At 38.8% G+C, this 24,719-nt stretch carries 29 protein-coding genes and 3 pseudogenes; 1 reads left to right on the top strand and 31 read right to left on the bottom strand.

The window, feature by feature from the left end; genetic code table 11:
• Positions 1-233 precede the first annotated feature (233 nt).
• The 31 genes and pseudogenes from rpsH to A3IA_RS12560 all read right to left on the bottom strand — a co-directional run.
• Positions 234-632, bottom strand: a complete 399-nt coding sequence (rpsH, locus tag A3IA_RS0104905; protein WP_018380223.1) for a 30S ribosomal protein S8 — start codon at positions 630-632, stop codon at positions 234-236.
• A gap of 207 nt (positions 633-839) precedes the next feature.
• Positions 840-1,025, bottom strand: a complete 186-nt coding sequence (locus A3IA_RS0104900) for a type Z 30S ribosomal protein S14 (RefSeq protein ID WP_018380222.1) — start codon at positions 1,023-1,025, stop codon at positions 840-842.
• 17 nt (positions 1,026-1,042) lie between these two features.
• Positions 1,043-1,585, bottom strand: coding sequence for a 50S ribosomal protein L5 (gene rplE, locus A3IA_RS0104895; RefSeq protein WP_017768916.1), 543 nt, complete (start codon positions 1,583-1,585; stop codon positions 1,043-1,045).
• Positions 1,586-1,609: 24 nt separating this feature from the next.
• Positions 1,610-1,915 (bottom strand): 50S ribosomal protein L24, encoded by a 306-nt coding sequence (gene rplX, locus A3IA_RS0104890; protein WP_018380221.1) that lies wholly within the window; start codon positions 1,913-1,915, stop codon positions 1,610-1,612.
• Positions 1,916-1,999: 84 nt separating this feature from the next.
• The gene (gene rplN / locus A3IA_RS0104885; RefSeq protein WP_017768918.1) at positions 2,000-2,368 is read right to left on the bottom strand and encodes a 50S ribosomal protein L14; all 369 of its coding nucleotides are present in this window, start codon (positions 2,366-2,368) and stop codon (positions 2,000-2,002) included.
• Between the two features lie 24 nt (positions 2,369-2,392).
• A complete protein-coding gene (gene rpsQ, locus A3IA_RS0104880; RefSeq protein WP_017768919.1) occupies positions 2,393-2,653 on the bottom strand; it encodes a 30S ribosomal protein S17 in 261 nt (86 codons plus the stop codon).
• Positions 2,654-2,679: 26 nt separating this feature from the next.
• Positions 2,680-2,886, bottom strand: coding sequence for a 50S ribosomal protein L29 (gene rpmC / locus A3IA_RS0104875; RefSeq protein WP_017768920.1), 207 nt, complete (start codon positions 2,884-2,886; stop codon positions 2,680-2,682).
• Positions 2,887-2,895: 9 nt separating this feature from the next.
• Positions 2,896-3,309 carry a 50S ribosomal protein L16 gene (gene rplP / locus A3IA_RS0104870; RefSeq protein WP_017768921.1) on the bottom strand — a complete coding sequence of 138 codons (414 nt, stop codon included), beginning with the start codon at positions 3,307-3,309 and terminating at the stop codon, positions 2,896-2,898.
• A gap of 3 nt (positions 3,310-3,312) precedes the next feature.
• Positions 3,313-3,966: a 30S ribosomal protein S3 gene (gene rpsC / locus A3IA_RS0104865; RefSeq protein ID WP_017768922.1), complete on the bottom strand. Its 654-nt coding sequence runs from the start codon at positions 3,964-3,966 to the stop codon at positions 3,313-3,315.
• 12 nt (positions 3,967-3,978) lie between these two features.
• Complete coding sequence (gene rplV / locus A3IA_RS0104860; RefSeq protein ID WP_017768923.1) at positions 3,979-4,323, bottom strand: 50S ribosomal protein L22; 345 nt, start codon at positions 4,321-4,323, stop codon at positions 3,979-3,981.
• Between the two features lie 14 nt (positions 4,324-4,337).
• Complete coding sequence (gene rpsS / locus A3IA_RS0104855; RefSeq protein WP_000533765.1) at positions 4,338-4,616, bottom strand: 30S ribosomal protein S19; 279 nt, start codon at positions 4,614-4,616, stop codon at positions 4,338-4,340.
• A 97-nt stretch (positions 4,617-4,713) separates the two neighbouring features.
• Positions 4,714-5,547, bottom strand: a complete 834-nt coding sequence (gene rplB / locus A3IA_RS0104850) for a 50S ribosomal protein L2 (protein ID WP_018380220.1) — start codon at positions 5,545-5,547, stop codon at positions 4,714-4,716.
• A 17-nt stretch (positions 5,548-5,564) separates the two neighbouring features.
• Positions 5,565-5,861, bottom strand: a complete 297-nt coding sequence (locus A3IA_RS0104845; RefSeq protein ID WP_018380219.1) for a 50S ribosomal protein L23 — start codon at positions 5,859-5,861, stop codon at positions 5,565-5,567.
• Positions 5,861-6,484: a 50S ribosomal protein L4 gene (gene rplD / locus A3IA_RS0104840; protein ID WP_018380218.1), complete on the bottom strand. Its 624-nt coding sequence runs from the start codon at positions 6,482-6,484 to the stop codon at positions 5,861-5,863. The genes A3IA_RS0104845 and rplD overlap by 1 nt, the downstream gene beginning before the upstream one ends.
• Positions 6,485-6,507: 23 nt before the next feature.
• The gene (gene rplC, locus A3IA_RS0104835; protein WP_018380217.1) at positions 6,508-7,134 is read right to left on the bottom strand and encodes a 50S ribosomal protein L3; all 627 of its coding nucleotides are present in this window, start codon (positions 7,132-7,134) and stop codon (positions 6,508-6,510) included.
• 221 nt (positions 7,135-7,355) lie between these two features.
• On the bottom strand, positions 7,356-7,664 hold the full coding sequence (gene rpsJ / locus A3IA_RS0104830) for a 30S ribosomal protein S10 (protein WP_003046044.1): 309 nt from the start codon (positions 7,662-7,664) through the stop codon (positions 7,356-7,358).
• Positions 7,665-7,905: 241 nt separating this feature from the next.
• The gene (locus tag A3IA_RS0104825) at positions 7,906-9,180 is read right to left on the bottom strand and encodes an MATE family efflux transporter (RefSeq protein ID WP_018380216.1); all 1,275 of its coding nucleotides are present in this window, start codon (positions 9,178-9,180) and stop codon (positions 7,906-7,908) included.
• Positions 9,181-9,224: 44 nt separating this feature from the next.
• Positions 9,225-9,689, bottom strand: coding sequence for a GNAT family N-acetyltransferase (locus tag A3IA_RS11865; RefSeq protein ID WP_018380215.1), 465 nt, complete (start codon positions 9,687-9,689; stop codon positions 9,225-9,227).
• Positions 9,690-9,731: 42 nt separating this feature from the next.
• Positions 9,732-9,866, bottom strand: coding sequence for a hypothetical protein (locus A3IA_RS13545; RefSeq protein ID WP_018380214.1), 135 nt, complete (start codon positions 9,864-9,866; stop codon positions 9,732-9,734).
• A gap of 4 nt (positions 9,867-9,870) precedes the next feature.
• A complete protein-coding gene (thrC, locus tag A3IA_RS0104815; RefSeq protein WP_018380213.1) occupies positions 9,871-11,355 on the bottom strand; it encodes a threonine synthase in 1,485 nt (494 codons plus the stop codon).
• 116 nt (positions 11,356-11,471) lie between these two features.
• Positions 11,472-12,395 (bottom strand): hypothetical protein, encoded by a 924-nt coding sequence (locus A3IA_RS0104810; RefSeq protein WP_018380212.1) that lies wholly within the window; start codon positions 12,393-12,395, stop codon positions 11,472-11,474.
• Positions 12,396-12,870: 475 nt separating this feature from the next.
• Positions 12,871-15,483 (bottom strand): bifunctional acetaldehyde-CoA/alcohol dehydrogenase, encoded by a 2,613-nt coding sequence (gene adhE / locus A3IA_RS0104800; protein ID WP_018380210.1) that lies wholly within the window; start codon positions 15,481-15,483, stop codon positions 12,871-12,873.
• Between the two features lie 453 nt (positions 15,484-15,936).
• Positions 15,937-16,602, bottom strand: a complete 666-nt coding sequence (locus A3IA_RS0104795; protein ID WP_018380209.1) for a hypothetical protein — start codon at positions 16,600-16,602, stop codon at positions 15,937-15,939.
• A gap of 2 nt (positions 16,603-16,604) precedes the next feature.
• Positions 16,605-17,432: an ATP-binding cassette domain-containing protein gene (locus A3IA_RS0104790; protein WP_018380208.1), complete on the bottom strand. Its 828-nt coding sequence runs from the start codon at positions 17,430-17,432 to the stop codon at positions 16,605-16,607.
• Complete coding sequence (locus A3IA_RS0104785) at positions 17,425-17,781, bottom strand: GntR family transcriptional regulator (protein ID WP_018380207.1); 357 nt, start codon at positions 17,779-17,781, stop codon at positions 17,425-17,427. The genes A3IA_RS0104790 and A3IA_RS0104785 overlap by 8 nt, the downstream gene beginning before the upstream one ends.
• A gap of 922 nt (positions 17,782-18,703) precedes the next feature.
• The gene (locus A3IA_RS0104780) at positions 18,704-20,485 is read right to left on the bottom strand and encodes an acyltransferase family protein (RefSeq protein WP_018380206.1); all 1,782 of its coding nucleotides are present in this window, start codon (positions 20,483-20,485) and stop codon (positions 18,704-18,706) included.
• The gene (locus A3IA_RS0104775) at positions 20,482-20,883 is read right to left on the bottom strand and encodes an MORN repeat-containing protein (protein ID WP_018380205.1); all 402 of its coding nucleotides are present in this window, start codon (positions 20,881-20,883) and stop codon (positions 20,482-20,484) included. Before A3IA_RS0104775 ends, A3IA_RS0104780 begins: the two co-directional genes overlap by 4 nt.
• Positions 20,884-20,899: 16 nt before the next feature.
• Positions 20,900-21,322, bottom strand: a complete 423-nt coding sequence (locus A3IA_RS0104770) for a low molecular weight protein-tyrosine-phosphatase (protein ID WP_018380204.1) — start codon at positions 21,320-21,322, stop codon at positions 20,900-20,902.
• A gap of 516 nt (positions 21,323-21,838) precedes the next feature.
• Positions 21,839-22,099: pseudogene (locus A3IA_RS13670) on the bottom strand (DDE-type integrase/transposase/recombinase); the annotation flags it as partial.
• Between the two features lie 492 nt (positions 22,100-22,591).
• On the bottom strand, positions 22,592-23,494 hold the full coding sequence (locus A3IA_RS0104765; protein WP_018380202.1) for a helix-turn-helix domain-containing protein: 903 nt from the start codon (positions 23,492-23,494) through the stop codon (positions 22,592-22,594).
• 430 nt (positions 23,495-23,924) lie between these two features.
• Positions 23,925-24,110, bottom strand: a pseudogene (locus tag A3IA_RS12560) (IS110 family transposase); the annotation flags it as partial.
• 88 nt (positions 24,111-24,198) lie between these two features.
• Here A3IA_RS12560 and A3IA_RS11860 point away from each other — a divergent pair.
• Positions 24,199-24,719, top strand: a pseudogene (locus tag A3IA_RS11860) (IS66 family transposase); the annotation flags it as partial.

The raw sequence follows: 24,719 nt of genomic DNA, 5'->3' as shown, positions 1-24,719 counted from the left end.
GACTAGTTTTCACGGGGAAGCTAAGATGCAGAGGGCGTTTAAAAGCCAAAGTGAAAATAGCAAAAGTTGTGAACAGTCCTTTGGACTGGAGCAAATTTTATCTTTTTCACACCAGCTTTAGCCCGTACTCGTTTTAGCTTTCTAGTTGTTTGATAAACAATCAAAGCTCGGACTAAAATCCTAGTGAAACCGTTAGACTTCTTTCGGATGATCAATGCCCTTGCATCATCATTTTACCAAACGTAAGCAAGTACTTCTCCACCAACGTTCTTTTGACGAGCTTCTTTGTCTGTCAAAAGACCTTCTGATGTAGAAACGATTGCGATTCCAAGTCCATTAAGAACTTTAGGAACATCTTCACGTTTTGAGTAAACACGAAGACCTGGTTTTGAGATACGTTTCAAGTTTGTGATAACACGCTCACCATTTTGTCCATATTTAAGGAAAACACGGATGATACCTTGTTTGTCATCTTCGATAACTTCAACGTTTTTTACAAAACCTTCACGTTTAAGGATTTCAGCAATCCCTTTTTTAATGTTTGATGCAGGTACTTCAAGTACTTCGTGTTTCGCTTGATTAGCGTTACGAATACGTGTCAAAAAGTCTGCAATTGGGTCAGTCATAACCATTTTTATATTTCTCCTCTTACTAGTAGTTTGCAACTGCACTTGCTAGTTAATGTTGTCCGATTTGGGCAGGGTGTTCAATACAACTGGTGAGCCGAACTGAACTTGAGCTAAAACCAGTGTCAAAAAGATAAACTTTCCTAGAAACCAAGGTTTCTGCGTCAAGTTTCCTATTTTGACTTTGGTTTTTACGCTCTCTGTATCTTCAAATTACCAAGAAGCTTTAGTAACTCCAGGGATTTGACCTTTGTAAGCCAATTCACGGAAGCAAACACGGCAAAGTTGGAACTTGCGGTAAACTGAATGTGGACGTCCACATTTTTCGCAACGAGTGTAAGCTTGCGTAGAGAACTTCGCAGGGCGTTTGTTCTTAGCAATCATAGATTTTTTAGCCAATTTATTTACCTCCTAAATTATTTTGCAAAAGGCATACCAAGCCCTTTAAGCAATTCGCGACCTTCTTCGTCAGAGTTTGCAGTTGTTACGATAACGATATCCATACCGCGAACTTTATCAACATCATCAAAGTTGATTTCTGGGAAGATCAATTGTTCTTTCACACCAAGTGTGTAGTTACCACGTCCATCAAATGATTTTGTTGGAACACCATGGAAGTCACGAACACGTGGAAGTGAAACTGAAACCAATTTATCAAGGAACTCATACATGCGTTCGCCACGAAGAGTTACTTTGGCACCGATAGCTACACCTTCACGAAGACGGAAGCCAGCGATTGATTTCTTAGCTTTAGTAATAAGTGGTTTTTGACCTGAGATAGTTGCCAATTCAGCAGCAGCTTTTTCAAGGTTTTTAGCGTTGTTTACAGCATCACCAACACCCATGTTAAGAACGATTTTCTCAACTTTAGGCACTGCCATAACTGATGAATAGTTAAATTTCTCTGTCAACGCAGGGATTACTTCGTTAGTATATTTTTCTTTTAAACGATTTGCCATTTATGCTTCTCCTTTCCTTCGTGATTAATCAAGAACTTCGCCTGATTTTTTGTTGTAACGGACTTTTTTACCATCAACAACTTTGTAACCTACACGTCCAGCAACACCATTTTTGTCAAGAACTTGAACGTTTGATGCGTGGATTGGTGCTTCAACTTCTACGATAGCACCTTGAGGGTTTTCGTTATTTGGACGTTGGTGTTTTTTAACAATTCCAACACCTTCAACAACAACTTTATTTACTTTTGGAAGTGCTTTAAGAACTACAGCTTCAACGCCTTTGTCCTTACCAGCAATAACGCGAACTTTGTCGCCTTTTTTTACAAACATTTGAGTTTTTCTCCTATAATTTCTTACGCCCAAATGGGCACCCTAGGTGGTTTTCCTAGGGGACTTAGTTTGTTTTAGTTAAGATTAAAGTACTTCTGGTGCAAGTGACACAATCTTCATGTAACCACCTTCACGCAATTCACGTGCAACTGGGCCGAAGATACGAGTTCCGCGAGGAGTTTTGTCGTCACGGATGATTACTGCAGCATTTTCGTCAAATTTGATGTATGAACCGTCTGGACGGCGTGCACCAGATTTTGTACGAACGATAACAGCTTTAACAACATCACCTTTTTTAACAGCTCCACCTGGTGTAGCTTGTTTTACAGAAGCAACGATAACGTCACCGATGTTAGCAAATTTACGTCCTGAACCACCAAGTACTTTGATAGTCAAGATCTCACGAGCACCGCTATTATCAGCAACTTTCAAGCGAGTTTCTTGTTGAATCATTTCAATTTTCTCCTTTTAGTTTGATTAGATAATAACAGCTTCTTCCACAACTTCTACAAGACGGAAGCGTTTTGTAGCTGAAAGTGGACGAGTTTCCATGATACGAACTTTGTCGCCTTCTTTAGCAACGTTGTTTTCGTCATGTGCTTTGTATTTTTTAGAATAGTTGATACGTTTACCATAGACTGGGTGGTTACGTTTAGTTTCAACTACAACAGTGATTGTTTTATCCATCTTGTCTGACACGACACGTCCAACAAGAGTTTTACGTTGATTACGTTCCATTATAAGATTTCTCCTTTCCCAATCTATTATTTAGTTTCAGATTGCACAGTTTTAACACGTGCAATTTGTTTTTTAACTTCGTTCAAACGAGCAGTTTGATCAAGTTGACCTGCTGCAGCTTGGAAACGAAGATCAAAAAGTTCTTTTTTAAGTTCGCTTTCTTTCTTAGCAAGTTCTTCTTGAGAAAGTCCACGAAGCTCTTTAACAAAATCTTTAATTTCTTGAAGTTTCATGTGCTCTCCTTATTCTGCTTCACGTTTTACGAATTTAACTTTAACTGGTAATTTATGGCCTGCAAGACGGAATGCTTCGCGTGCTACTTCTTCAGAAACACCAGCAATTTCGAACATTACTTTACCACGCTTAACTGGTGATACCCAACCTTCAGGAGCACCTTTACCAGATCCCATACGTACACCGATAGCTTTAGCAGTGTATGATTTGTGTGGGAAGATTTTAATCCAAACTTTACCACCACGTTTCATGTAACGCGTCATAGCGATACGGGCAGCTTCGATTTGGCGGTTTGTAATCCATGAGCTTGTAGTAGCTTGGAGACCGTATTCACCAAAGTCTACTTGTTTTCCACCTTTTGCTTCACCGCGCATTTTACCACGGAATTCACGACGGTGTTTAACACGTTTAGGTACTAACATTTGTTATTTGCCTCCTTTAGTGTTTTTACGAGCTGGAAGAACTTCTCCACGGTAGATCCAAACTTTAACACCTAGTTTACCGTAAGTAGTGTCAGCTTCTTCCCAAGCATAGTCGATATCCGCACGAAGTGTGTGAAGTGGAACAGTTCCTTCTGAATAACCTTCAGCACGAGCGATATCAGCACCGTTCAAACGACCAGATACTTGAGTTTTGATACCTTTAGCACCTGCACGCATTGTCCGTTGGATAGCTTGTTTTTGAGCACGACGGAAAGCAACACGTTGCTCAAGTTGACGAGCAATGTTTTCACCAACAAGGTGAGCATCTAAATCTGGTGATTTGATTTCAATAATGTTGATGTGTACTTGTTTTCCAGTCAATTTGTTAAGTTGAGCGCGAAGTGCGTCAACATTTGATCCACCTTTACCGATAACCATACCTGGTTTAGCAGTGTGAAGTGAAACAATAACTTTATTTACTGCGCGTTCGATTTCAATAGTTGAAACTGAAGCGTCTGCCAATTCTTTATTGATGAATTTGCGAATTTTAAGATCTTCATGAAGGTAATCCGCGTATTCTTTTTCAGCATACCATTTCGCATCCCAGTCACGGATGATTCCGACACGCATACCAATTGGATGTACTTTTTGACCCACGAGTTTACCTCCTTATTTTTCTGACACAACTACTGTGACGTGAGTTGTGCGTTTGTTGATTGGTGAAGCTGAACCTTTCGCACGTGGACGGAAACGTTTCATTGTTGGTCCTTCGTTTGCGAATGTTTCAGACACTACCAAGTTAGCTTTTTCCAAACCAAAGTTATTTTCTGCATTAGCGATTGCTGAGTTAAGTGTTTTTTCAATAACACGAGCTGCTTTGTTTGGAGTGAATTTCAAGATTGCGATTGCATCGGCTACGTTTTTGCCACGGATAGTATCCAAGACAAGACGAGTTTTACGAGGTGAAACACGAACTGTACGAGCCATTGCTTTAGCTGAAGTAATTTCTGCCATAATTAATGTTCTCCTTATCTACGTGTTTTCTTATCGTCTGCAGCGTGACCTTTGTAAGTACGAGTTGGTGCAAATTCACCAAGTTTGTGACCTACCATGTCTTCTTGAATGTAAACAGGTACATGTTTACGTCCATCATAAACTGCGATTGTATAACCGATGAAACTTGGGAAAATCGTTGAACGACGTGACCAAGTTTTAATTACTTTTTTCTTTTCGTCATTTGCTTGAGCTTCAACTTTTTTCATCAAATGCTCATCGACGAAAGGTCCTTTTTTAAGACTACGTCCCATTGTGTAGTGTTCTCCTTTAAATAATGTACCACAACGGCTTGCCCGCCTTGCGGGCTACCGAGTTGGCGGATATTTGAATTAACCGAGCTGATTTAGCTTATTTTTCGTTACGACGACGAATGATAAGTTTATCAGATTTAGCTTTCTTGTTACGAGTTTTAAGACCAAGCGCAGGTTTACCCCATGGAGTAGATGGCGCTTTACGTCCAACTGGTGCTTTACCTTCACCACCACCGTGTGGGTGGTCGTTAGGGTTCATTACAGAACCACGAACTGTTGGGCGGATACCTTTCCAACGGTTACGTCCTGCTTTACCAATGTTAACAAGAGATTGTTGTTCGTTACCTACGGTACCGATTGTCGCACGACAAGTTCCAAGAATCATACGAACTTCACCTGATTGAAGGCGAACAAGAACGTATTTACCTTCTTGACCAAGCACTTGAGCAGATGAACCAGCTGCACGGATAAGTTCCGCACCTTTACCTGGTTGAAGCTCAATGTTGTGGATAACTGTACCAACTGGAATATTAGCAAGTGGAAGAGCATTTCCGACTTTAATGTCTGCTTCTGGTCCAGAAACGATACGTTGACCTACTTGAAGGCCTTTAGGAGCGATGATGTAAGCTTTAACACCGTCAGTATAGTGTACAAGTGCGATGTTTGCTGTACGGTTTGGATCGTATTCAATTGTTTTAACAACAGCTTCAACATTATCTTTGTTACGTTTGAAGTCGATCACACGATAATGACGTTTGTGACCGCCACCTTGGTGACGAACAGTAATACGACCGTTGTTGTTACGACCAGCTTTGTTTTTAAGAGAAACAAGCAATGATTTCTCAGGAGTGCTTGTTGTGATTTCTGCAAAATCCAAAGAAGTCATGTTACGACGGCCATTTGTCGTTGGTTTATAAACTTTAATACCCACGTTATTTCCTCCTTAGATTATTCAGCTTCAGCTGCAAACAACTCGATTGCTTTTGAATCAGCTGTAAGAGTGATGATAGCTTTCTTAGTTTTTGAAGTGAAACCTGTGTAACGACCAACACGTTTTTCTTTTGGTTTAACTGTTACAGTGTTTACACTTGCAACTTTAACACCTTCAAACGCAGCTTCAACAGCTTGTTTGATCAAGAGTTTGTGTGCACGTGTATCAACTTCAAAAGTGTATTTACCTGCTTCAAGATCAAGCATTGATTTTTCAGTAATTACAGGTTTTTTGATTACGTCATACAAATTCATTATGCAAGAACCTCCTCGATTGTAGAGATTGCTTCTTTGGTTACAAGAAGTTTATCTGCGTTTACGATATCAAGAACACTTGCAGTTGTTGCAGTTGCAACTTTAACGTTTTTAAGGTTACGAGCTGAAAGTTCAGCAAATTTGTTTCCTTCTTCAACGATAACAAGTACTTTTGAGTCGATGCTAAGTGCTGAAAGAACTTTAGCGAATTCAGCAGTTTTTGGAGCCGCAAATGAAAGAGCTTCAACAGCTACAAATTTTTCCTCAGCTACTTTAGATGAAAGAACTGATTTCAAGGCAAGGCGGCGAACTTTTTGTGGAAGTTTGTATCCGTATGAACGAGGAGTTGGTCCAAAGACAACACCACCACCACGCCATTGTGGTGAACGGATAGAACCTTGACGAGCACGTCCAGTTCCTTTTTGGCGCCATGGTTTGCGTCCACCACCTGATACTGCTGAACGGTTTTTAACCGCATGAGTACCTTGGCGAAGGCTAGCACGTTGGCTGATAACAACATCAAAGACAACTGATTCGTTTGGCTCGATACCAAAGATTGCGTCGTTAAGTTCTACTGAACTTACTTCTTTACCAGCTTGGTCAAATAATTTAACGTTTGCCATTTTAACTGTGTTCTCCTTTCTTATTATTTAGCAGCTTTAACTGCTGATTTGATAGTGATAAGAGATTTCTTAGCACCTGGTACGTTACCTTTAATGAGGATAACGTTTTTCTCTGGAACAACTTGAACGATTTCAAGATTTTGAATCGTTACACGGTTGCCACCCATACGTCCTGCCAAGTGTTTGTTTTTGAAAACACGGTTAGGCGCAACAGGTCCCATTGAACCTGGACGACGGTGGTAACGAGAACCGTGAGCCATAGGACCACGTGATTGACCATGGCGTTTGATAACACCTTGGAATCCTTTCCCTTTAGTTGTACCAGTAACATCAACAACATCACCAGCTTCAAATGTATCTACAGTAATTTCTGAACCAACTTCTAAGCCTTCAATGTTTTTGAATTCACGAATGAAGCGCTTAGGAGCCGTGTTAGCTTTCGCCACGTGACCTTTGGCAGGTTTGTTACTCAATACTTCGCGTTTGTCGTCAAAACCAACTTGAACTGCTTCATAACCGTCTGTTTCAACAGTTTTCACTTGAAGCACAACGTTTGGAGTTGCTTCGATGACAGTAACAGGGATAAATTCACCAGTTTCAGTGAAGATTTGAGTCATTCCCACTTTTTTCCCTAAGATTCCTTTTGTCATGAGAAAATATTTCCTTTTCTTGTTTTTTAGTTGTTTTAAAAAGTTTTTAATGAGCGTTTTTCGTGCTCAAAAAAGTTTTTAACGAGCGTTTTTTGTGCTCAAGGTAAGATGCTTAAGGCGTCAAACTCACAGCAAAAATAAGAAATCGGACGAAGAAACTTTTGTTTCTAGCAAGATTTATCTTTTTTACGCAGAATTTAGCCTCCGCTCAATCAATCCTATTAAAGTTTGATTTCTACATTAACACCACTTGGAAGATCCAATTTCATCAAAGCGTCAACAGTCTTTTGAGTTGGGTTCACGATGTCGATAAGACGTTTGTGAGTACGCATTTCAAATTGTTCACGAGAGTCTTTGTATTTGTGTGTCGCACGAATAATTGTGTAAAGACTACGTTCTGTTGGAAGTGGAACTGGTCCAGCTACAGTAGCACCTGTACGTGTTGCAGTTTCAACGATTTTTTCTGCCGCTGTATCAAGTGTACGATGTTCGTATGCTTTCAAACGGATACGGATTTTTTTGTTTGCCATCTTTTTCTCCTTTGCGTCTATTTAAAGTAATAGGCTAGCTCCTCAAGAAAACCAACACTTGTTGCGTGGCAATGCAACCGAGCGTGTCGCAACCTCTTGTATCATAGCTAAAGCTGTTTTTTTTTACAGCACCATAATATAATAACAGAATCACGTAGAGGTTGCAAGGGATTTGAGGCTTTTTTTCAAATTTATTTCGCAACCTATTTGTCATTCCTTTAAGCTCATCCAAATACCTATTTCAACAAGTCTTTTCTTTCTTATATAAATATGTTAAAAATCCCCATCTGAACAAATTGTCTAAAACAGTTGCTAACCAGACACCATTTAAACCAAGATGTAGGCTTATTCCTAGAATATAGCCTAATCCTATGCGTACGCACCACATACCAAATGTTGTTGCATAAAAGGGGAGTTTTGCATTTCCTAACCCTTGCCATGTTGCCGTCATGATTAATGTTCCTGCTGTGGCAGGTACTCCTATCAAGGAATAGAGAATAACCGTATAACTTGCTTGAATAGCTTGAAAGTCTTCTAAAAAAAGAGCAATTAATGGTATTTTCAGAAAGAAAATAACACCTGCTAATCCGTACATCATGACCGCCGATAGCCAAAAGCTGTTTTTAACTACCTCTCTGACTTTACGAGGATTTCCAGTAGCACTTGAAGCTACCTCAATCACTGTTGCCACAGATATAGCCATAGCTGGCAGATAGTTAAATTGTGTCACTACTTCACCAACCGCGTTACCTGCAACGACTTCTGAGCCAAAAGCGACAATGATGGCAATAATCACAACATCGCCTGCACGCATCATGAGGCGCTCACCTGCTGCTGGGATAACAATCTGAATCAGTTGTTTGTCAACTCTCCACCTAAGGTGCTTAAGAATTTCGTTTATAGGAAGTTTCTTCATTAATAGAACTGTTCCTACTGCTCTAGCTAAGACTGTAGAAACAGCGACACCGACAATACCCAGATGAAAAACATAGATTGATAGGGCTGATAAGAGGGCATTTAGAAGGTTGGTAAGGATGCTAATTTCCATTGGTAGCTTTGTATAACCCTGAACGCGAACGATGGCACCCATACTCGTTAACAAGCCTAAGCTAACAATCCCTCCTCCAACTACTGCTAAATAAAGTCCACCTTCTTGAGCGACTGGAAGGGGTGTTCCTAGCAACTTAAGAAGCCAAACGTTTCCCACAATTGATACTAATCCTAAGACGAGGCTAATGAGGCTAGTTAAAAAAAGCGCATCAGCCATACTTTGATCGACGTGTTCTTGTTTCTTTTGGGCTAAGTAGCGCGATAAGATGCTAGAAACTGCCGCGCCCAGTGCGATAAAGAGAGCTTGGTAGATAGCGATGATATTATTGGCGATGGAGACACCTGATACGGCGATAAGACCTAGTTGAGCCACTAAATAATTGTCAACGAAGCCCATTAACATTTGTAAAAATTGCTCTGCCATGGCTGGGAGGGCAATTCGCAATAACTGTCTACTTTCTTTCATAGCTATTATTTTACCATTTATATAGAAGAAAAGACCGAGCAAACTCAGTCTTTCACTTTCATCTGGTAGCTATCTGAAATAATGTCCTGACCTCTCAAGCTCTTATCTGGATACTGCCTGACGAGGGTCATACCAATTTTCTCCAAAACAGTTTTGCTAGCTCTATTGTCGTGATCGGTAATGGCTGTCAGGTAGCTTATATCTGGCAATACTTTAGCCAAGTTCTTCAGGGCATGAGCCGCTTCTGTCATGTATCCTTGTCCAGCATAGTCTTGGTGTAACGTATAACCCATTTCTAAAGTATCATCTCTGTCTGTTTGTTTAAAGTTGATATTTCCAATCAAACGATTGGAAGATTTCTCAACAATACCATACTTTCCAATCGGTTCTTTGAGGTTATAAAGAACAAGTCCTTGCCAACTTTCCTCTATAGAAGCGTGCGGAAAAAAAGCGTAGCGGAGGTTGTAGTCATCTGAAGTGAAAGCATCGTAATACTCAATGAAAATCAAAAGCAGACTAGGCGACGCCGATGCAGATAGAACTGATGTTCATCAAATCAAGTCAACAACGTCTGCTTTTGATTTTCGAAGAGTATAATCTTGCAAATCATCCTTGGTCATAGACCTCAACACAAGACGTTCAGTCTCAAGATTCGGGTATTTAGCAAGTTCAACTAAGATTGACATAGGTTTATAATCCCAAATAATCTTCCACTGCTTTTTGCATATCATCTGTCGCAACAACCGTCTTATGACGGACTGGAGTCATCTGTAAATCGCGTACGGCTGTCGGCACCGGAACTCCTGATAATTGATGTAGCTGAGCAACGGCTGCGAAATCATCATCAGAATCCTCTCCTGTTGCTGCTTTAACAGCCACTCTTGGAAATTTATAAGGACTAGCGGTTGAAGAAATGACTGTCGGTGTCTCATCATTTGTCCGATTGCGATAAGCTCGGTAAACACTTGAAGCTACTGCCGTATGTGGATCTTCGATATAGCTGTTCTCTTGATAGACTTTTTTGATTTCAATTTCGGTATCAACTTCCGAAGCATATCCTGCCTCGAAGAGATTGAGGATAGATTGGTCAATATTTTCAAGATGATACTCTTCTTTAGAAGCCAAGGCTTCCATAAGCTCTTTAGTTTTTATCGCATCATTTCCAACTAAATGGAAAATCAAGCGCTCCAGATTTGATGAGACTAGGATATCCATAGATGGACTGCTGGTTACTTTAAAGTCACGTTTTTTATCGTAAGTTCCTGTTTGGAAGAAATCTGTTAAAACTTTGTTTTCATTTGAGGCACAGATGAGCTTTGCAATCGGAACACCAATCTCACGCGCATAATAGGCTGCTAGGATGTTGCCAAAATTACCTGTCGGAACAGTGACGTTGATAGCTTGTCCTTTAGCAATGTCTCCAGTTTTTAGCAACTGAGCGTAGGCGTAAACGTAATAAACGATTTGTGGAACCAAGCGACCAATATTCATGGAATTGGCTGATGAAAATTGAATGTTTTGTTCTGAAAGTCTAGCACGCAAGTCAGCGTCATTAAACATGCGCTTAACATCTGTCTGAGCGTCGTCAAAGTTACCATCGATAGCTACAACGTGAGTATTTTGCCCTTTTTGAGTTGTCATCTGCAATTCTTGAATCTTGCTGACGCCATCTTTTGGATAAAAGACGATGATTTCTGTTCCTGGAACATCCGCAAAACCTGCCATAGCAGCTTTGCCAGTATCTCCTGACGTTGCTGTTAAGATGACAATTTTTTCGTCCACGCCTTGCTTTTTAGCCGATGTCGTCAAGAGGTAAGGCAAGATGGACAAGGCCATGTCCTTAAAGGCAATGGTTGAACCGTGAAAAAGCTCAAGGTTGTAGTGGTGGTCAAGTTTAACTAGGGGTGCAATCGCCGCTGTGTCAAATTTCTCATCGTAGGCATTGGTGATACAATAATCCAGCTCTTCTAATGTGAAATCATCTAAAAAGGCTGATAAAACAAGTTTGGCTACTTCTTGGTAGGAAGCATTTTTTAAACGGTCAAAATCCAAATCGACTTTTGGCATTTCTAGAGGTGTGAACAGTCCGCCATCAACTGCCAGTCCCTGTAAAATAGCTTGACTAGCACTGACTTGATTTTTTTCATCACGTGTAGATTGATAGATTAGTGTCATAGTACTCCTTCTGTTATCTCTTTTCTGTTATTGTCATATATTTTAACATAATTTTCTGAAAACTTCTCTTTGAGATTCTAAAAAAGAAGCACAATTAGTTTGCACTTCTTTTGACTTTAATAAGTTGTTGATGAACTGATTTTTCCTTTTTTAAAGGTAATATCGTCTTTGGCTTTTTTACCTTTAATCACTAGGTCTGATTTGGATTTTTGGTATTTTAATTTATCACCTTCATCAATATCAATATCATCTAAATCCAAATCATCATTGCCAATTTCTGTGATTTCAATTGTTCTTGAGATACGGTGAACATCTCCTTCGAATAAAGTCGCCTTGAGCTTACCGGTTTCGCTGTCGTAGTCAAAACCTTCTTCTTTAGCAGTCTTTTCTAGCATTTCATCAACCATTTTATCTATTTCATTACGGCTAGGCATGAAGTTTTTTATCAAGTCGCTGTAGTCAGCTCCAAAGTACTCAGAACCAGTCAAAGATTCTTGGTAGGCTTTATAAAATGCTTCCTTGTCGAAATTATAAGAAACAAACATAGTTGCTTTATCATCATTGACATCTAGAGCTACGGTTTCTGATTTTAATACATCGTCTAATTTGACCCCAGCATCTTCTTCAACGTCTGAGAGGTTCTTTTCAATCTCTTTAACAAGTGCTTTCTCTAACTTAGCACTACGCCAGTAACCTTGAACTTGTCCTGTCTGATAACGTACCAGTAGAAATAGTCCTACCAACAATGATAGAGCTAAAAGACCAATCCCCCCAAATAACCAGAATTTTTTTTGCTTGAAAAATGGTGCTATTGTTGAGTTAGATTGTGAATCAACGACTTGAGTGCCTGACACAAGTGGTGCTGGCTGTTCTGGATGCGATTCTTCAGAAACCGGCTTGGTCTCACCCAGTGGCTCAAAATCAACGCTTTCTTCTCCTTCTGAAAACTCACCTGCCTGAAGGGCTGCTTCAATTGTCTCATCAGTTGGTGTCTCACCATAGACAGTCTCGTAATACTCTATCCAATCTTGTTTTTTCATGATAATCTCCTTTTATTTCCTACGATTATTATATCAAGTTCTGCAGTGTTTGATAAGACTTGTATTTAAAAAAATGTCTGAATCTAGACAAATCTTCTAGACGATAGAGAAATTGAAAATCTAAGGCTTGAGTGTACAGAAAATTCTTAGAACTGTAGATTGATACTCAATGACAACCAAAATCAGACTAGGCGACACCGATACAGGCAGATCTGAAGTTCTTCAAATTAAGTCAACAAGGTCTAAAGTTAATTTTCAAAGAGGATTAGTAAGCTTTCTAAGAGTTTTCTTCCCCAAAGAAAAACTAAAAAGGTTGAAGAAAAAGGCCATTTTGGACAATTTTCTTCAACCTGAAACGCGTTCATTTGGCACATTTCGGAAGTATTTTATATTTTATTGGAGATTTTTACCGGATAATGTCACCCAGATAATTGCGAGGCAGCCATAAACTTTTTCAGACATATCTTATCGCCCTTTATTTACCTTTGTAATCATAAGCAATTTCGATAATTTCTTTAAGTTCTGAAATTAGCGGTTCTTTAGGGTTAGCTGTTGTACATTGATCTTCGTATGCTTTTTCAGCAAGTCGATCTGCATCAGCTTTCAATTGTTCTTTTGTAACGCCTTGTGCTTTCCAGCTCATCTCAATACCAACTGCTTTACCAAGCTGGTAAACGCGACGAGCAAGTTCTTCAGCTAACTCAGCGTCATTTTTACCTTCAAATCCCATAAAGCGTGCAATATCTGCGTAGTCTTTTTCTGCGCGGAAGAAGTCATATTTAGGGAACATAGCATGTTTTTGAGGATCTTTAGCATTGTAGCGGATGATGTGTGGCAACAAGATAGCGTTTGTACGTCCGTGTGGAATTCCCCATTCACCACCAACTTTGTGAGCGATTGAGTGACAAATACCTAGGAAGGCGTTGGCAAAGGCCATACCAGCCATAGTTGAGGCATTGTGCATTTTTTCGCGTGACTCTTCAGTTGCTTTTTTAACAGAAGTTTCAAGGTTTTCAAAGACCAATTTAATAGCTTGAAGAGAAAGACCACGAGTGTAGTCACTTGCCATAACTGACACATATGATTCGATCGCATGGGTCAAGACATCCATACCAGTGTCTGCTGTAACGCTAGCTGGCACACTCATAACAAGAGATGGGTCAACAATAGCGATATCTGGTGTCAAAGCGTAGTCAGCAAGTGGGTATTTGGTGTGATCGTCACTATCAGTGATAACCGCAAATGGTGTTACTTCTGATCCGGTACCAGATGTGGTTGGGACACAGATAAAGGTTGTTTTTTCTGCGTAAGGAATCTTGTAAGTACGTTTACGGATGTCAAGGAATTTTTGTTTTGCGCCAAAGAAGCTGACATCTGGATTTTCAAAGAACATCCACATTGCTTTAGCAGCATCCATTGCTGAACCACCACCAAGTGCAATGACGGTATCAGGTTGGAAACGATTGAAGATTTCAAGCCCTTTATAAACTGTGTTAGTTGATGGGTTCGGCTCAACATCTGAGAAAATTTCAATTTTTGGATTATTTGGATTGAGTTCCAATTGTTTGCGAACAAGATCTGCATAACCAAATTGAACCATACCTGGGTCACAGACCAACATCACTTTTTCAGCTTTGATTTGACGAAGGTAGGTGATTGAGTTTTTTTCAAAGTAAACTTTTGGTGGCAATTTGAACCATTGCATGTTATTGCGACGTTTTGCCAGTGTCTTAACGTTAATCAAGTCGAATGCCCCCACGTTGTGTGAAATTGAGTTGTGTCCATATGAACCACATCCTAGTGTCAATGATGGAATCATTTCATTGTAGATGTTACCGATACCACCTTCAGCTGATGGTGAGTTAACAAGAACACGGCAAGCTTTCATGCGGATACCGTATTGGATTTGAAGGTCTTCGTCTTCTGTATGGATAACTGCTGTGTGACCAAGTCCGCCTAAGTTGAGCATTGCTTCAGCTTTAGCAAATCCATCTTTGATACCTTTTGATTTGATAAGCGCAAGAACTGGTGATAATTTTTCACGTGACAATGGGTAATCTGGTCCTGCATCTTTGATTTCTGCAAGGAGGATTTTTGTCCCTTTTGGCACTTTTAATCCTGCTAATGTGGCAATTTCTTCGGCTGATTTACCAACAATCTTAGCATTGACAGCAGTTTTTGCTTCGTTAAGCACTGCTGATTCGAGTTTTTCGAGATCTGCTTTTTTAGAAATAACCACACATTGATGTGCTTCAAATTCTGCTTTTACATCGTCGTATACTTCTTCATCAACAATAGCAGCTTGTTCTGAAGCACAAATCATACCATTATCAAATGATTTTGAAACGATAATGTCGTTAACGGCACGTTTGATTTTAGCATCAGCTGCGATATAACTTGGCACGTTACCAGCACCAACCCCAAGAGCAGGTTTCCCTGTTGAGTAAGCGGCTTTAACCATGCCGGGTCCACCAGTTGCAAGAACAGTTGCTACCTTAGGATGATTCATCAAAAGTCCTGTTGCTTCAATTGACGGTTGATCAATCCACTGCACACAGTTTTCAGGTGCCCCAGCCTCAATAGCTGCATCACGAACGATACGAGCTGCTTCAGCTGATGATTGTTGAGCTGATGGATGGAAAGCAAAGACAATTGGATTACGGGTCTTCAAGGCAATAAGAGCTTTGAAGATTGTTGTTGAGGTTGGGTTTGTTGTAGGTGTTACCCCACAGATAACGCCGACAGGTTCAGCAATAGAAACAAGACCTGCTTCCTTGTCTTCTGCAATAACACCGACCGTTTTATTATCTTTAATAGAGTTCCAGATGTATTCTGAAGCGTACATGTTTTTGATAGCTTTATCTTCGTATACACCACGACCTGTTTCATCAACAGCCATTTTGGCTAAAAGCATGTGTTTATCAAGCGCAGCAATCGCAGCTTGATGAACAATGTGATCTACTTGCTCTTGTGTGAAATCAGCCATAGCATCCAATGCTACAACCGCTTGATCTGCCAAACGATCAATCATCACTTGAGTGTCAGTTACTTGAGCTTTTTCTGTTACTTCAATTGTTTTAGTCACCATAATAGACTCCTTTAAAGACGTTAACTTTTATTGTTAAAAGTTTCACAATTAATTTTACATGTTAATTATATCACAAATTAAAATCTTGTAAAGAGTTTTTGTGAACTTTTTTTCAATCTTTTTTGTTTTTTCGTGTTATAGTCAAATGCATTAACTTTCAGACAAGGAACTAAAAGACGCAGACAGTACTTGATACTCAATGAAAAATCAAAAAACAGACTAGGCAACGCCGATGCAGTTGAAACTGATGTTCATCAAATCAAGTCAACAAGGGCTGCTTTTGATTTTCGAAGAGTATGAATACGGTAAGTCGAAAGTGACGATATATCAAAGTTAATTGAAAAGACCATAGTTGTCTAAAATGCTTTAATAGCAACATTTTCAGCGTTTAAAAAGTTTCCAAAAATAAAACCCTTCCTAATATTGATTAGAAAGAGTTATGATTAATGGGGGTTATTTGATCTCAATTTTAGCAATAATCCAGTAATACATGGAAATGACTGCTAACAATGCAAGAGCTCCAATACCTTTATAAACAATATCTGGCAATTGTGAAATAACTTCAAGTATCCTTGGCAAGTTATCACGTAACACTACACTAAAGATTGCCAAACCTATTCCACTTAAAAAATGAATACCAAAGAGAGCGAAAAGAACTTTCCAGCCCCATTTGTAAATGGCAAAACCAAGGATTGCTATGATAAAACAGCCAGCAAAATTTCCCCAGAACTCTGATGAAAAAGTTTGCCATGATGGTAAATGCTCACTTTTTGATACTAAAGAAAGGAAGGTCGCTGCTACAATCATTATAGCGTAAACAAAGAAATTAATGATGAAGTAGTTCTTACGTTTATTGCCAAATCTCAAGGCTGAGTCAAAGTCCAACATGCCGTCAGCAAAAAAGACGATGAATGACCAAATCGATAGAAAAACCGAGATTACCTGCAAGCTGCCGTTTAGCCAGCTAATCTTTTCCATATTAAACGAGCTATTATCACCAACAAAGAAGGTTAGAGCAGCAAAAGCAGTTACGATAAGACCAAAACCAAGCATAATCATCGCTGTCAATTTTAAATGGTCTAGAAGTTGCATCCCTCTTAATTTTAATGTTCGTTTCATGATTAGTCCTCCACTAAGTAGTTAAAGAGTGTCTGTAAGCCATAATAATCAACTTTTCCACCTTGTCCAGTTACTTCTTGAATATCCTCTTCAGTAACCGTATCAAAGAGATAAGTTTCTGTCATACTACCTAACTGACGCTGGTGAATGACACGTTTATTTGGAAGAGTTGCATTGCTAATACGGACCGCTCTTTTTTGAATTTCTTCAATATCGTCATCCATCATTAAAGAAGTATCTTTAAGCATAATGACATGCGTTAAGTAGTTTTCGACTTCTTGAATGAGGTGGGTTGATAAGACAATGAGACGAGGATGTTGAGCGTAATCCTCTAACATAATATCGAAGAATTTCTGACGGTTTACAGAGTCTAAGCCATTGGTTGGTTCATCGAAAACTGTAACTGTTTCACGCGTCGCAAGCCCTAAAATATTATAAACTAAGGTTTTGTTACCAGTTGATAATTTTTTGATTTTAAGCTTGGGATTGAGGTTGAATCGTGCTAGGAGATTCTTAGCATAATCAGCATTAAAGTTAGGATACATGCTCGCATAATAACGCATCAAGTTAGTGATCTTACCTTGGAAGATAGTATTATTATCAGCCACAGCACTGGTAACAAAGACAATGTGAGCTAGGTCAAAACTAGTGCTAATGCGGCCATCGTATGACGCAATCATGTCGTTGATAATCTTCATCATGGTCGTCTTACCCACGCCATTTCGACCAAGCAAACCGTAAACACCTGATTGATCTTTAAAATCTAAATCAATGTTTTGCAAAACAACTTTTCGACCATACTTTTTGGTAACCTTCTCTAAATTAAGCATCCTTCTCCTCCTTAATCATCTCTATTAAGCGATCCAGTGAAATATCCAATCGTTTAGCTTCCTGTAGAAAGGCTGGGAGCATCTGCTGACTAAAAGCCTGCCGTCTCTTGGCAATAATCAAATCTCTCGCCTCTGTAGTGACATACATGCCCATCCCTCTTCTCTTGTATAAAATATTCTGGTCCACTAAATCGTTTAGCCCTTTACCTGCTGTTGCAGGATTGACTTGCATCATTTTGGCAAATTCATTGGTTGATGGAACTTTGTCATCAACCTTAAAATGCCCACTTAAAATCTCATCTTCAATCATTTGTGAGATTTGCATGTAAATGGGTACTGATTCATTCACATCTACACCTACCTTCTTTATGTTAAACAGCTGTTTGGTGTTGTGGTTAATTACTCAACTAACTAACCTGTACTTTAAGTATAAACCCAGAAGCAAAATATTGCAAGTCTTTTCTACAAAATTTTTCTAAACAAGCTCAAATTTCAGAATCAAAGCTCCATCTTACTTATTTAGAAGAGCAGAATTTATACTGAACAAAAAACAAAATAGATGTTTCATAGGTATTATGAAACTCAAAACGTAGACAAACCTCTGAAGATTTGTTAATTTAAACACCTTGCAGGGATATAAACATAAATTAAACTGTTAGAATCGCTGTTATTTCAATGTTTTTGACAGTTTTTTTGTTTTTGGATGCAAAGAAAAAGATTGAACAAAAATATCCAAAATGGATTTTTCTTCAATCTAAACTAACCCTATCATCTAATTTAATGAAACGAATTAAAGCAAGCATAAAAAATAAGACTTTCCTATCACAAATCTATCTAGCGCATTCTTCTACGTCATGAAGGTGTAACGTTTTTAGCCATTGGCAGTCTCCTCGCTCGCGCGCCACGAACACCCAGAGATCACGTCTTTAAAACGCTTGGTGTAGTGGTTGAAAAACTGTAGAGTGCCATCCAAAACATGCATTTTTTTGACTTAATACTCTTTTAAAATTACATTTTTCAAATCACATTCAAACCTTGTTGACTTGAGGTAATAAACTTCAGTTCTAGCTGCTATCTGCGTCGCGTAGTCTAATTTGAGTTTCATTGGGTATAAAATCAATTATTCATAGAAGTTGGACTAGAAGCTACTTTTGATTGCTGTTTTGCATTAGGAAATCAAGCGACATGCCTTTTGCTTGAGTAACATTATTAAACAAAAGAAAAACAATGCCAAAATGGAAAAATACCTGAATTGACATTGTTTATAAGAGTTATTTTTTAGCAGGTTGTTTAGCAACTTTTTCAACAGCTTTTTGAATAGTATTGACATAGAGGTTCGCACCTTCTGTGTTGGCATCTGAGTAATGAACGCCATCAGTATCACCCCAGATTTCTGGATGATTGACAGCTGCCTTGTACCAGTCTGCAACTTCAACGTATTTATATTTTTTAGCTAACTTCACTTCATAGTCTCTTACGGCTTTGACATCACTCATTGCTTTAGCATTGTATGGTGTTACAAAGACCAATCGGTGACCCTTGGGTAGGGCTTTGACGTATTTCTGAGTTCTAGCTTCGTAGCCATCTGTTGAATTTACACCGATGGCGATAACAACTGTACTTGACATGGTGCCTGTTTTCGCCTGATTTTCAAAGATGGCAAAAGCATCTTCAAAGTTTCGGCTGACAGCCGCATCTAACTGCGCTTTAGGCATAATTTCCTTGAAGGCATTTTGTGAACGCAGGGCAACCGAATCACCAATGATGGTAATGTCACTTAGGGCATCCACATCTCCAGCAGTGACCATGTATGATCGTGTCAAGCTATTTTGCGATTGTTTTAGTGAATTGACCAAAAGCTCCGATTCAAATTTACCAACTTTTGGCGCTGTCGCACTGACGATGACTAGAAGAAACGATAGAGCTGCTCCTATCCCGACCAAAGTTTTCCAGTAAGGTTTCAAATCTATTTCTAAACCAAGAATGCGAGGGATTTTCCCAGCGATAAATGGCTCCAAAATATAGAAAGAGAGGGTTGAAAAGAGGATAGAGAAAAACATAGTGAGAGCGACTGCCAGCCAGTTAGAAACGATTTGGCTGAAAATCACATAGAAGGGCCAGTGGAATAGGTAGAGTCCGTAACTGATGTCCGCAAAGAATGTGATAATCACTGGCTCTTTGGCATTTGGCGTTTTCTCGTGTAGGACACGCGCTGAATAAATCATTGTTGAAGCAAAGAGAGTTGCCAAAATAAAACCAAAGAGGAAGGTTAAGATATTATTAAAATCCAGAGCGAAAGTTAGAAGTAATAAGAGGAAAAAACTCCCCGCCATATAGGCAATGACACGATTAAGCGACCAGAGTTGACTGTTTCGTTTGAAGCGATGGGTAACTTCTGAAATCCCAGACAGGGTCGCAAAGATTGCTCCCAGATAGAAAGCAAAACTATGACTAATGGTCGAGTAATAAATAAGCGAAAGGTTATCCGTGAAAAAGGATCTGATAAACATGCTCAAAAAGCCTATTCCAAAAAGGACTGATGAGACCAAGAAAATCATTCCTCTAAACTTAGTTGGTGTCAGATTGCGTTTTGAAAGCAACCAGACCACCAAGGCCCAGATAATATAGAAATGCATTTCAATAGCCAAACTCCAAGTATGAACAAAGAGATGGGGGATAAACTGACTTTCGTAACTGCTTCCTGTAAAAATCTCGTAGAAATTGGTCGTAAAACCGAGCGCCGCTGCTGCTTGTTTACCGATGTCAGCGATAAAATCTGGCTTAACTAAAAACGTAAAGGGAATAGTTACTAAAACCATCAAAGCCAAAGGAGGTACGATACGATAGAAACGGCGTTTTAGAAAGCCAATAATATCAAAGGCTTCAGACCGACTGTATTCGTCAATCACGAGGGCTGTGATTAAGAAACCAGAGAAGGTGAAGAAAACATCAACCCCGATAAAGCCACCTGGGAATTGCACCTTAAAGAAGTGGTACAAAAGGACTAATAAGAGACCAGTCACTCGGACTAGCGAAAACCATTTTATTCTCATTTTTGATAAATTCCTTGTTTAAACTCGCCTTTGTAGGTTTTTCCAGAATTCGTCTTCAAAGCACCTTGCCCATCAGCCTGACCTTTTTTAAACTCGCCCGAATAGGACCAACCTTTAGCCGCCGTATAGGTACCTTGTCCATTAAAGACGCCATTTTTAAACTGACCTTGATAAGTATCCCCGTTATCATAGGTTAGCTTACCTTGACCGTTCATTCTGTTATTAGCCACATCACCATTATAAGTGATTTTATGATTATCATACGTCAAAGTTCCCTTGTGTTTTAGAGGGATCAAAAAGACACTTAGACTTAGAATAATAATAAAGGCAACGGTTAGGAGTTCAATCGTCGCTCTTGTCAATTTTATTTTTTTAATATCTTCGATGAGCTGTTTCATAATATTCTTTCTTCGTTTAGGATAATTCTTCCAACCAAGTTTGACAACCTTTACGGACAAGGTTATGGGTCTCTTCAAAATCTCCTGTGTACCAAGGGTCTGGCACACCGCCATCACAGAAGAGATGAATTTTGTTGTCAAAGCGTCCCGCAGAAAGCTGACGTAAATCCGCAACATTCTGCTCATCCATACCAATAATGGCATCAAAATAAATCAAATCGTCTAGGGTCACTTGCTGAGACGTTTTGGAGGTATCATAGGCATAGCCTTTTTCCTTAAGAATGGCTTGAGTACCTCTATGAATAAGATTACCATGTTCCCAGGAAGATGTTGCACGACTCTCAATCTGCCAATCCGCATCGGCTAGCTCCTTCATCACAAACTCAGCCATGGGGCTGCGACAAATATTACCAAGACAAACAAAACAAACTTTTTTCATAAGAAACTCCTTAGTAACATTATAACAGAAAAGTAAACAGGAAAATACAGAAAAGTAATGTGTGACATGATGCGTGTATGAAGAAAATGCATGAAATCACTTTCTGATTACATGCATCTTTTCAAAACGTTTTTACAAAATTTACATTATCACATAGGGATTCTCACATTTTCATCGCTATTATAACAAAATTTTATCATAAAAATATGGTTTTTTATTAAAATATGTTATCTGAAAACGAATTTTTCTTCATGCGTTTAGCATGAATGGGTGGGGTATAAACGGAATTACCCAAGCCACCAACCTGATGCAACTCCAAAACATGAAATAAGTGAAAAAATAATTGTAAACATTGTTAATCTCCTTTTTGTTTATGGTCTTAGTTTATCCAAATACAAAAAGAAAGAACATGACAAAAAAGTCACTTTAATACTTGAACTACTTCCCCGTCAAGTGGACAATGAAATAGTAAAAGATTAAGCAACTCTCAATTAGGGCATTGTCAATGCCGACTCATGACATGTACCATGTCATCTGATATTGCGTTGTCATCCTGCGCTAGTCTCGTGAGCTATATTGTGAACTGCGGTCACTATGAATAAGTGGTCTTACACGTAGATTGATCATAGATCATAGTCTTTCTCAGATTCTCCATAACAAGTGGATTGTCATATTATGCTTACTACTGATGTGATAAGCTACAATAGAACCGTCATAACGGTTCTTGACAGCACTCAAATAAGGCTTGCTTCCTAAGAAAGTCACATCGGTACACCATAGAACTAGCTGTGAAATCTCAATCACTGCTTGATAGGCACCTCGTTATTAGACAGTTACGATAACATCTTTGCCATCATAACTTAACTTCACAAAAAAAAACACCCCAATCGTTAGATTTTGTGTCTAACTTTTGGGGTGCAGCTCACTCCTTTTGCTAGTGACTTTTAATATTTCATCACTAGTATAAACCTTTGGAGAATATCTTTAAAAGAAATGTCATATTTTTCAAAAATTGAGCGTAGACCCATTTGCTATAATATTGCACAACTTGTTCTTTCAACTCTTGACTATATTTCTTGCAGGATCAGCGTTATTTAAGATTATTGATACCACCATGTTGTACTCACGAACCTATTCTTGGATAAGTACCTTGAGTGACATCGAACTGTCTTATCAGGCTACTCAATGATTGATGGCGTTCTTTTGAATATACGAAAACTCCCCTTATAGTGAAAAAATAATAAATCACTATAAGGGGAGTATATCACACTAAAGTGAATCTTTTTTCCATTCAATAATTAACTGTTCTTCTAAATGTTGATTCCCCACTACCCTAGAAAATAAAAGAGCCTCATTATATTTGGCTTCAGCTGCTCTCCTGTTATTATGATATGCCAAAATCAATTTCCATTCCATCATATCTAAAATAGGTTGCTTCTGGTAGTCTTGAGTCATCTTTATAATCTCTCGAGTTCGATTGATAATGTCACCAGCCTCTTCATACTCTTCAAGCTCTATTAATATTGTTATAGCTTGCAAAAGAATATCCCTTAACAGAAACAAATCGCTTGGATAAGTAAATTGTGCTTGCTTTTTCAAATGTTCACACAACTGTTTTACAATTGATAATTCAAACAAATCATCTTGAAAGTTACTGAAATAAATATAGAAAAAATAGAGACGAATAATTAAGAGGTCATTCAATTCATATTTTTTCTTTAATTGGATTTGTTGAAAGGATTCCTCAACTAATTCACCACCAAAATTCACATCCTCATCCAAATGGATATCCATAGATGTTTGTAGCACCTCAATAGCAACTTTTTCATCCTCAGGTAGATTTTCAAAAAACTCCGAGTGAATTTCATTAAAATATTCATTAATTTGACGAACCTGCTGTTCCTGTCTATAAGTAGGTGTTCGCATTATAAGATATTTTAATTCTTTATAACGGAAAGGTAACTCAACATCTTCACTATCTACTAAACTGGGTAATGGCACGTTCAATCTTTTTGCAATAAATTGCATTTTAGATAATGATGGAGCTGTCTTTCCACCCTCTATTCTTATCAACTGTCGAACCGATAATTCTGACTGATCTTCACACAACTCCTCCTGCGACATTCCTTTTTCTTTCCTTAAGGCTTTTACCTTTGAACCAAAACTCTTCATAAATTCTCTCCTTTCTTATCATTTATATTATACCATGTTTATTTCATCTTTCTATCATTTTTTTAGTTAGATAAACAAAAAAATGAACGTTTTGACATTCCTTTTTTATATTATAATAGCTCTATAATTTCTGTAGTGAATAACCCCCACCGCAGGGGTGCTTTTTCAGTACAGATAAACATCTTAAGATTAGTAGTGAAGAAATCTCCGATGGGGGAGAGTACTCACTACTTTTTCTTTATGCTAAAGTAGAAGTGGCTTGTTAACTTGTAGGACTTTTCTACCATTTGTCAATTCTATCAGGGCTTTAGAGTGACTTTATCTTTTAAGCCAGTAGTAAAAGCAGTGTAACTGTACTGTTTTTTTCGTGGTTTGATAGTGTCATAAGGACATGCCAAAAAAACACCTTATTTTGTGATTGCCTTTTTCATTGCTCGTAAAAATCAGCGATATGACAAGGATTGGTATGACTCGCTGAGGCAATGTAATGAATGCATTTGGAAAGAATCTTTCTCGCATAAGGATTGCCACGTTTGGTAATGTGTTCCTTGGTAAGAAAGTTTCCAGATTCGCCAATGATAGATGTCGCTGTGGTTTCTGCAATGTCAGGATTTGAGCTAGCCTCAATTACCAACCCACATGACCAAGCGAGTTATCGCTTAACAAAAAGCACTTTATAAATTTTATACAGAAAAGGGTTGCCTTTTCAGACCTTCTTATCTGGCAAGCATGAAGAACAAGGGATTCCCCTCTATCATCATGATAAGCGCCGAAGTGGCTTAGTTGTGAAGGAGTTTCTTGGAGACTATAATGGCTATATCCATTGTGACATGTGGTCTGCCTATAGACAGTTAGTACAAGCTGAGTTGGTTGGTTGTTGGGCACATGTGAGACGGAGATTCTTCGAGGCGACCCCTAAGAAGGCAGACAAGACCTCTTTAGGAGCTAAGGGATTAAGGTATTGCGACCAGCTGTTTGCCTTGGAGAATGACTGGGTTGACCTCTCTACTGAAGAGCGTCTGCATAAACGCCAGATAGNGTTAGCTCCCTTGATGGATGAGTTCTTCGACTGGTGTCGTGAGCAGGCTGTTTTGTCTGGTTCAAAACTAGGTCGAGCCGTTGCCTACAGTCTCAAGTATGAAAACACTTTAAAAACGGTCTTACAAGATGGTCATTCGTTTTTTTCTAATAATTTAGCAGAAAGAGCAATCAAATCCTTGGTTAT

The sequence above is a fragment of the Streptococcus thoraltensis DSM 12221 genome (assembly GCF_000380145.1).
Taxonomy (GTDB): Bacteria; Bacillota; Bacilli; order Lactobacillales; family Streptococcaceae; genus Streptococcus; species Streptococcus thoraltensis.
Note: the sequence above shows the minus strand (reverse complement) of the source record. Positions and strands in the feature narration are given on the sequence as shown.

Excerpts from the sequence above, each read along its gene's own strand:
- A3IA_RS0104795 (WP_018380209.1), bottom strand. The coding sequence starts at position 16,602 with ATGAAACGAACATTAAAATTAAGAGGGATGCAACTTCTAGACCATTTA.
- A3IA_RS0104790 (WP_018380208.1), bottom strand. The coding sequence starts at position 17,432 with ATGCTTAATTTAGAGAAGGTTACCAAAAAGTATGGTCGAAAAGTTGTT.
- rplP (WP_017768921.1), bottom strand. The coding sequence starts at position 3,309 with ATGTTAGTACCTAAACGTGTTAAACACCGTCGTGAATTCCGTGGTAAA.
- thrC (WP_018380213.1), bottom strand. The coding sequence starts at position 11,355 with ATGACACTAATCTATCAATCTACACGTGATGAAAAAAATCAAGTCAGT.
- rpsQ (WP_017768919.1), bottom strand. The coding sequence starts at position 2,653 with ATGGAACGTAATCAACGTAAAACTCTTGTTGGACGTGTCGTGTCAGAC.
- A3IA_RS0104825 (WP_018380216.1), bottom strand. The coding sequence starts at position 9,180 with ATGAAAGAAAGTAGACAGTTATTGCGAATTGCCCTCCCAGCCATGGCA.
- A3IA_RS0104780 (WP_018380206.1), bottom strand. The coding sequence starts at position 20,485 with ATGAGAATAAAATGGTTTTCGCTAGTCCGAGTGACTGGTCTCTTATTA.
- rplE (WP_017768916.1), bottom strand. The coding sequence starts at position 1,585 with ATGGCAAATCGTTTAAAAGAAAAATATACTAACGAAGTAATCCCTGCG.
- rpmC (WP_017768920.1), bottom strand. The coding sequence starts at position 2,886 with ATGAAACTTCAAGAAATTAAAGATTTTGTTAAAGAGCTTCGTGGACTT.
- rplC (WP_018380217.1), bottom strand. The coding sequence starts at position 7,134 with ATGACAAAAGGAATCTTAGGGAAAAAAGTGGGAATGACTCAAATCTTC.
- adhE (WP_018380210.1), bottom strand. The coding sequence starts at position 15,483 with ATGGTGACTAAAACAATTGAAGTAACAGAAAAAGCTCAAGTAACTGAC.
- A3IA_RS0104775 (WP_018380205.1), bottom strand. The coding sequence starts at position 20,883 with ATGAAACAGCTCATCGAAGATATTAAAAAAATAAAATTGACAAGAGCG.
- rplN (WP_017768918.1), bottom strand. The coding sequence starts at position 2,368 with ATGATTCAACAAGAAACTCGCTTGAAAGTTGCTGATAATAGCGGTGCT.
- A3IA_RS0104810 (WP_018380212.1), bottom strand. The coding sequence starts at position 12,395 with ATGAAAAAACAAGATTGGATAGAGTATTACGAGACTGTCTATGGTGAG.
- rplV (WP_017768923.1), bottom strand. The coding sequence starts at position 4,323 with ATGGCAGAAATTACTTCAGCTAAAGCAATGGCTCGTACAGTTCGTGTT.
- A3IA_RS0104765 (WP_018380202.1), bottom strand. The coding sequence starts at position 23,494 with ATGAAGAGTTTTGGTTCAAAGGTAAAAGCCTTAAGGAAAGAAAAAGGA.
- A3IA_RS0104845 (WP_018380219.1), bottom strand. The coding sequence starts at position 5,861 with ATGAATTTGTATGACGTAATCAAAAAACCTGTAATTACTGAAAAATCA.
- rpsH (WP_018380223.1), bottom strand. The coding sequence starts at position 632 with ATGGTTATGACTGACCCAATTGCAGACTTTTTGACACGTATTCGTAAC.
- rplX (WP_018380221.1), bottom strand. The coding sequence starts at position 1,915 with ATGTTTGTAAAAAAAGGCGACAAAGTTCGCGTTATTGCTGGTAAGGAC.
- A3IA_RS13545 (WP_018380214.1), bottom strand. The coding sequence starts at position 9,866 with ATGTCAATCTTAGTTGAACTTGCTAAATACCCGAATCTTGAGACTGAA.
- rpsJ (WP_003046044.1), bottom strand. The coding sequence starts at position 7,664 with ATGGCAAACAAAAAAATCCGTATCCGTTTGAAAGCATACGAACATCGT.
- A3IA_RS0104770 (WP_018380204.1), bottom strand. The coding sequence starts at position 21,322 with ATGAAAAAAGTTTGTTTTGTTTGTCTTGGTAATATTTGTCGCAGCCCC.
- rplD (WP_018380218.1), bottom strand. The coding sequence starts at position 6,484 with ATGGCAAACGTTAAATTATTTGACCAAGCTGGTAAAGAAGTAAGTTCA.
- rpsS (WP_000533765.1), bottom strand. The coding sequence starts at position 4,616 with ATGGGACGTAGTCTTAAAAAAGGACCTTTCGTCGATGAGCATTTGATG.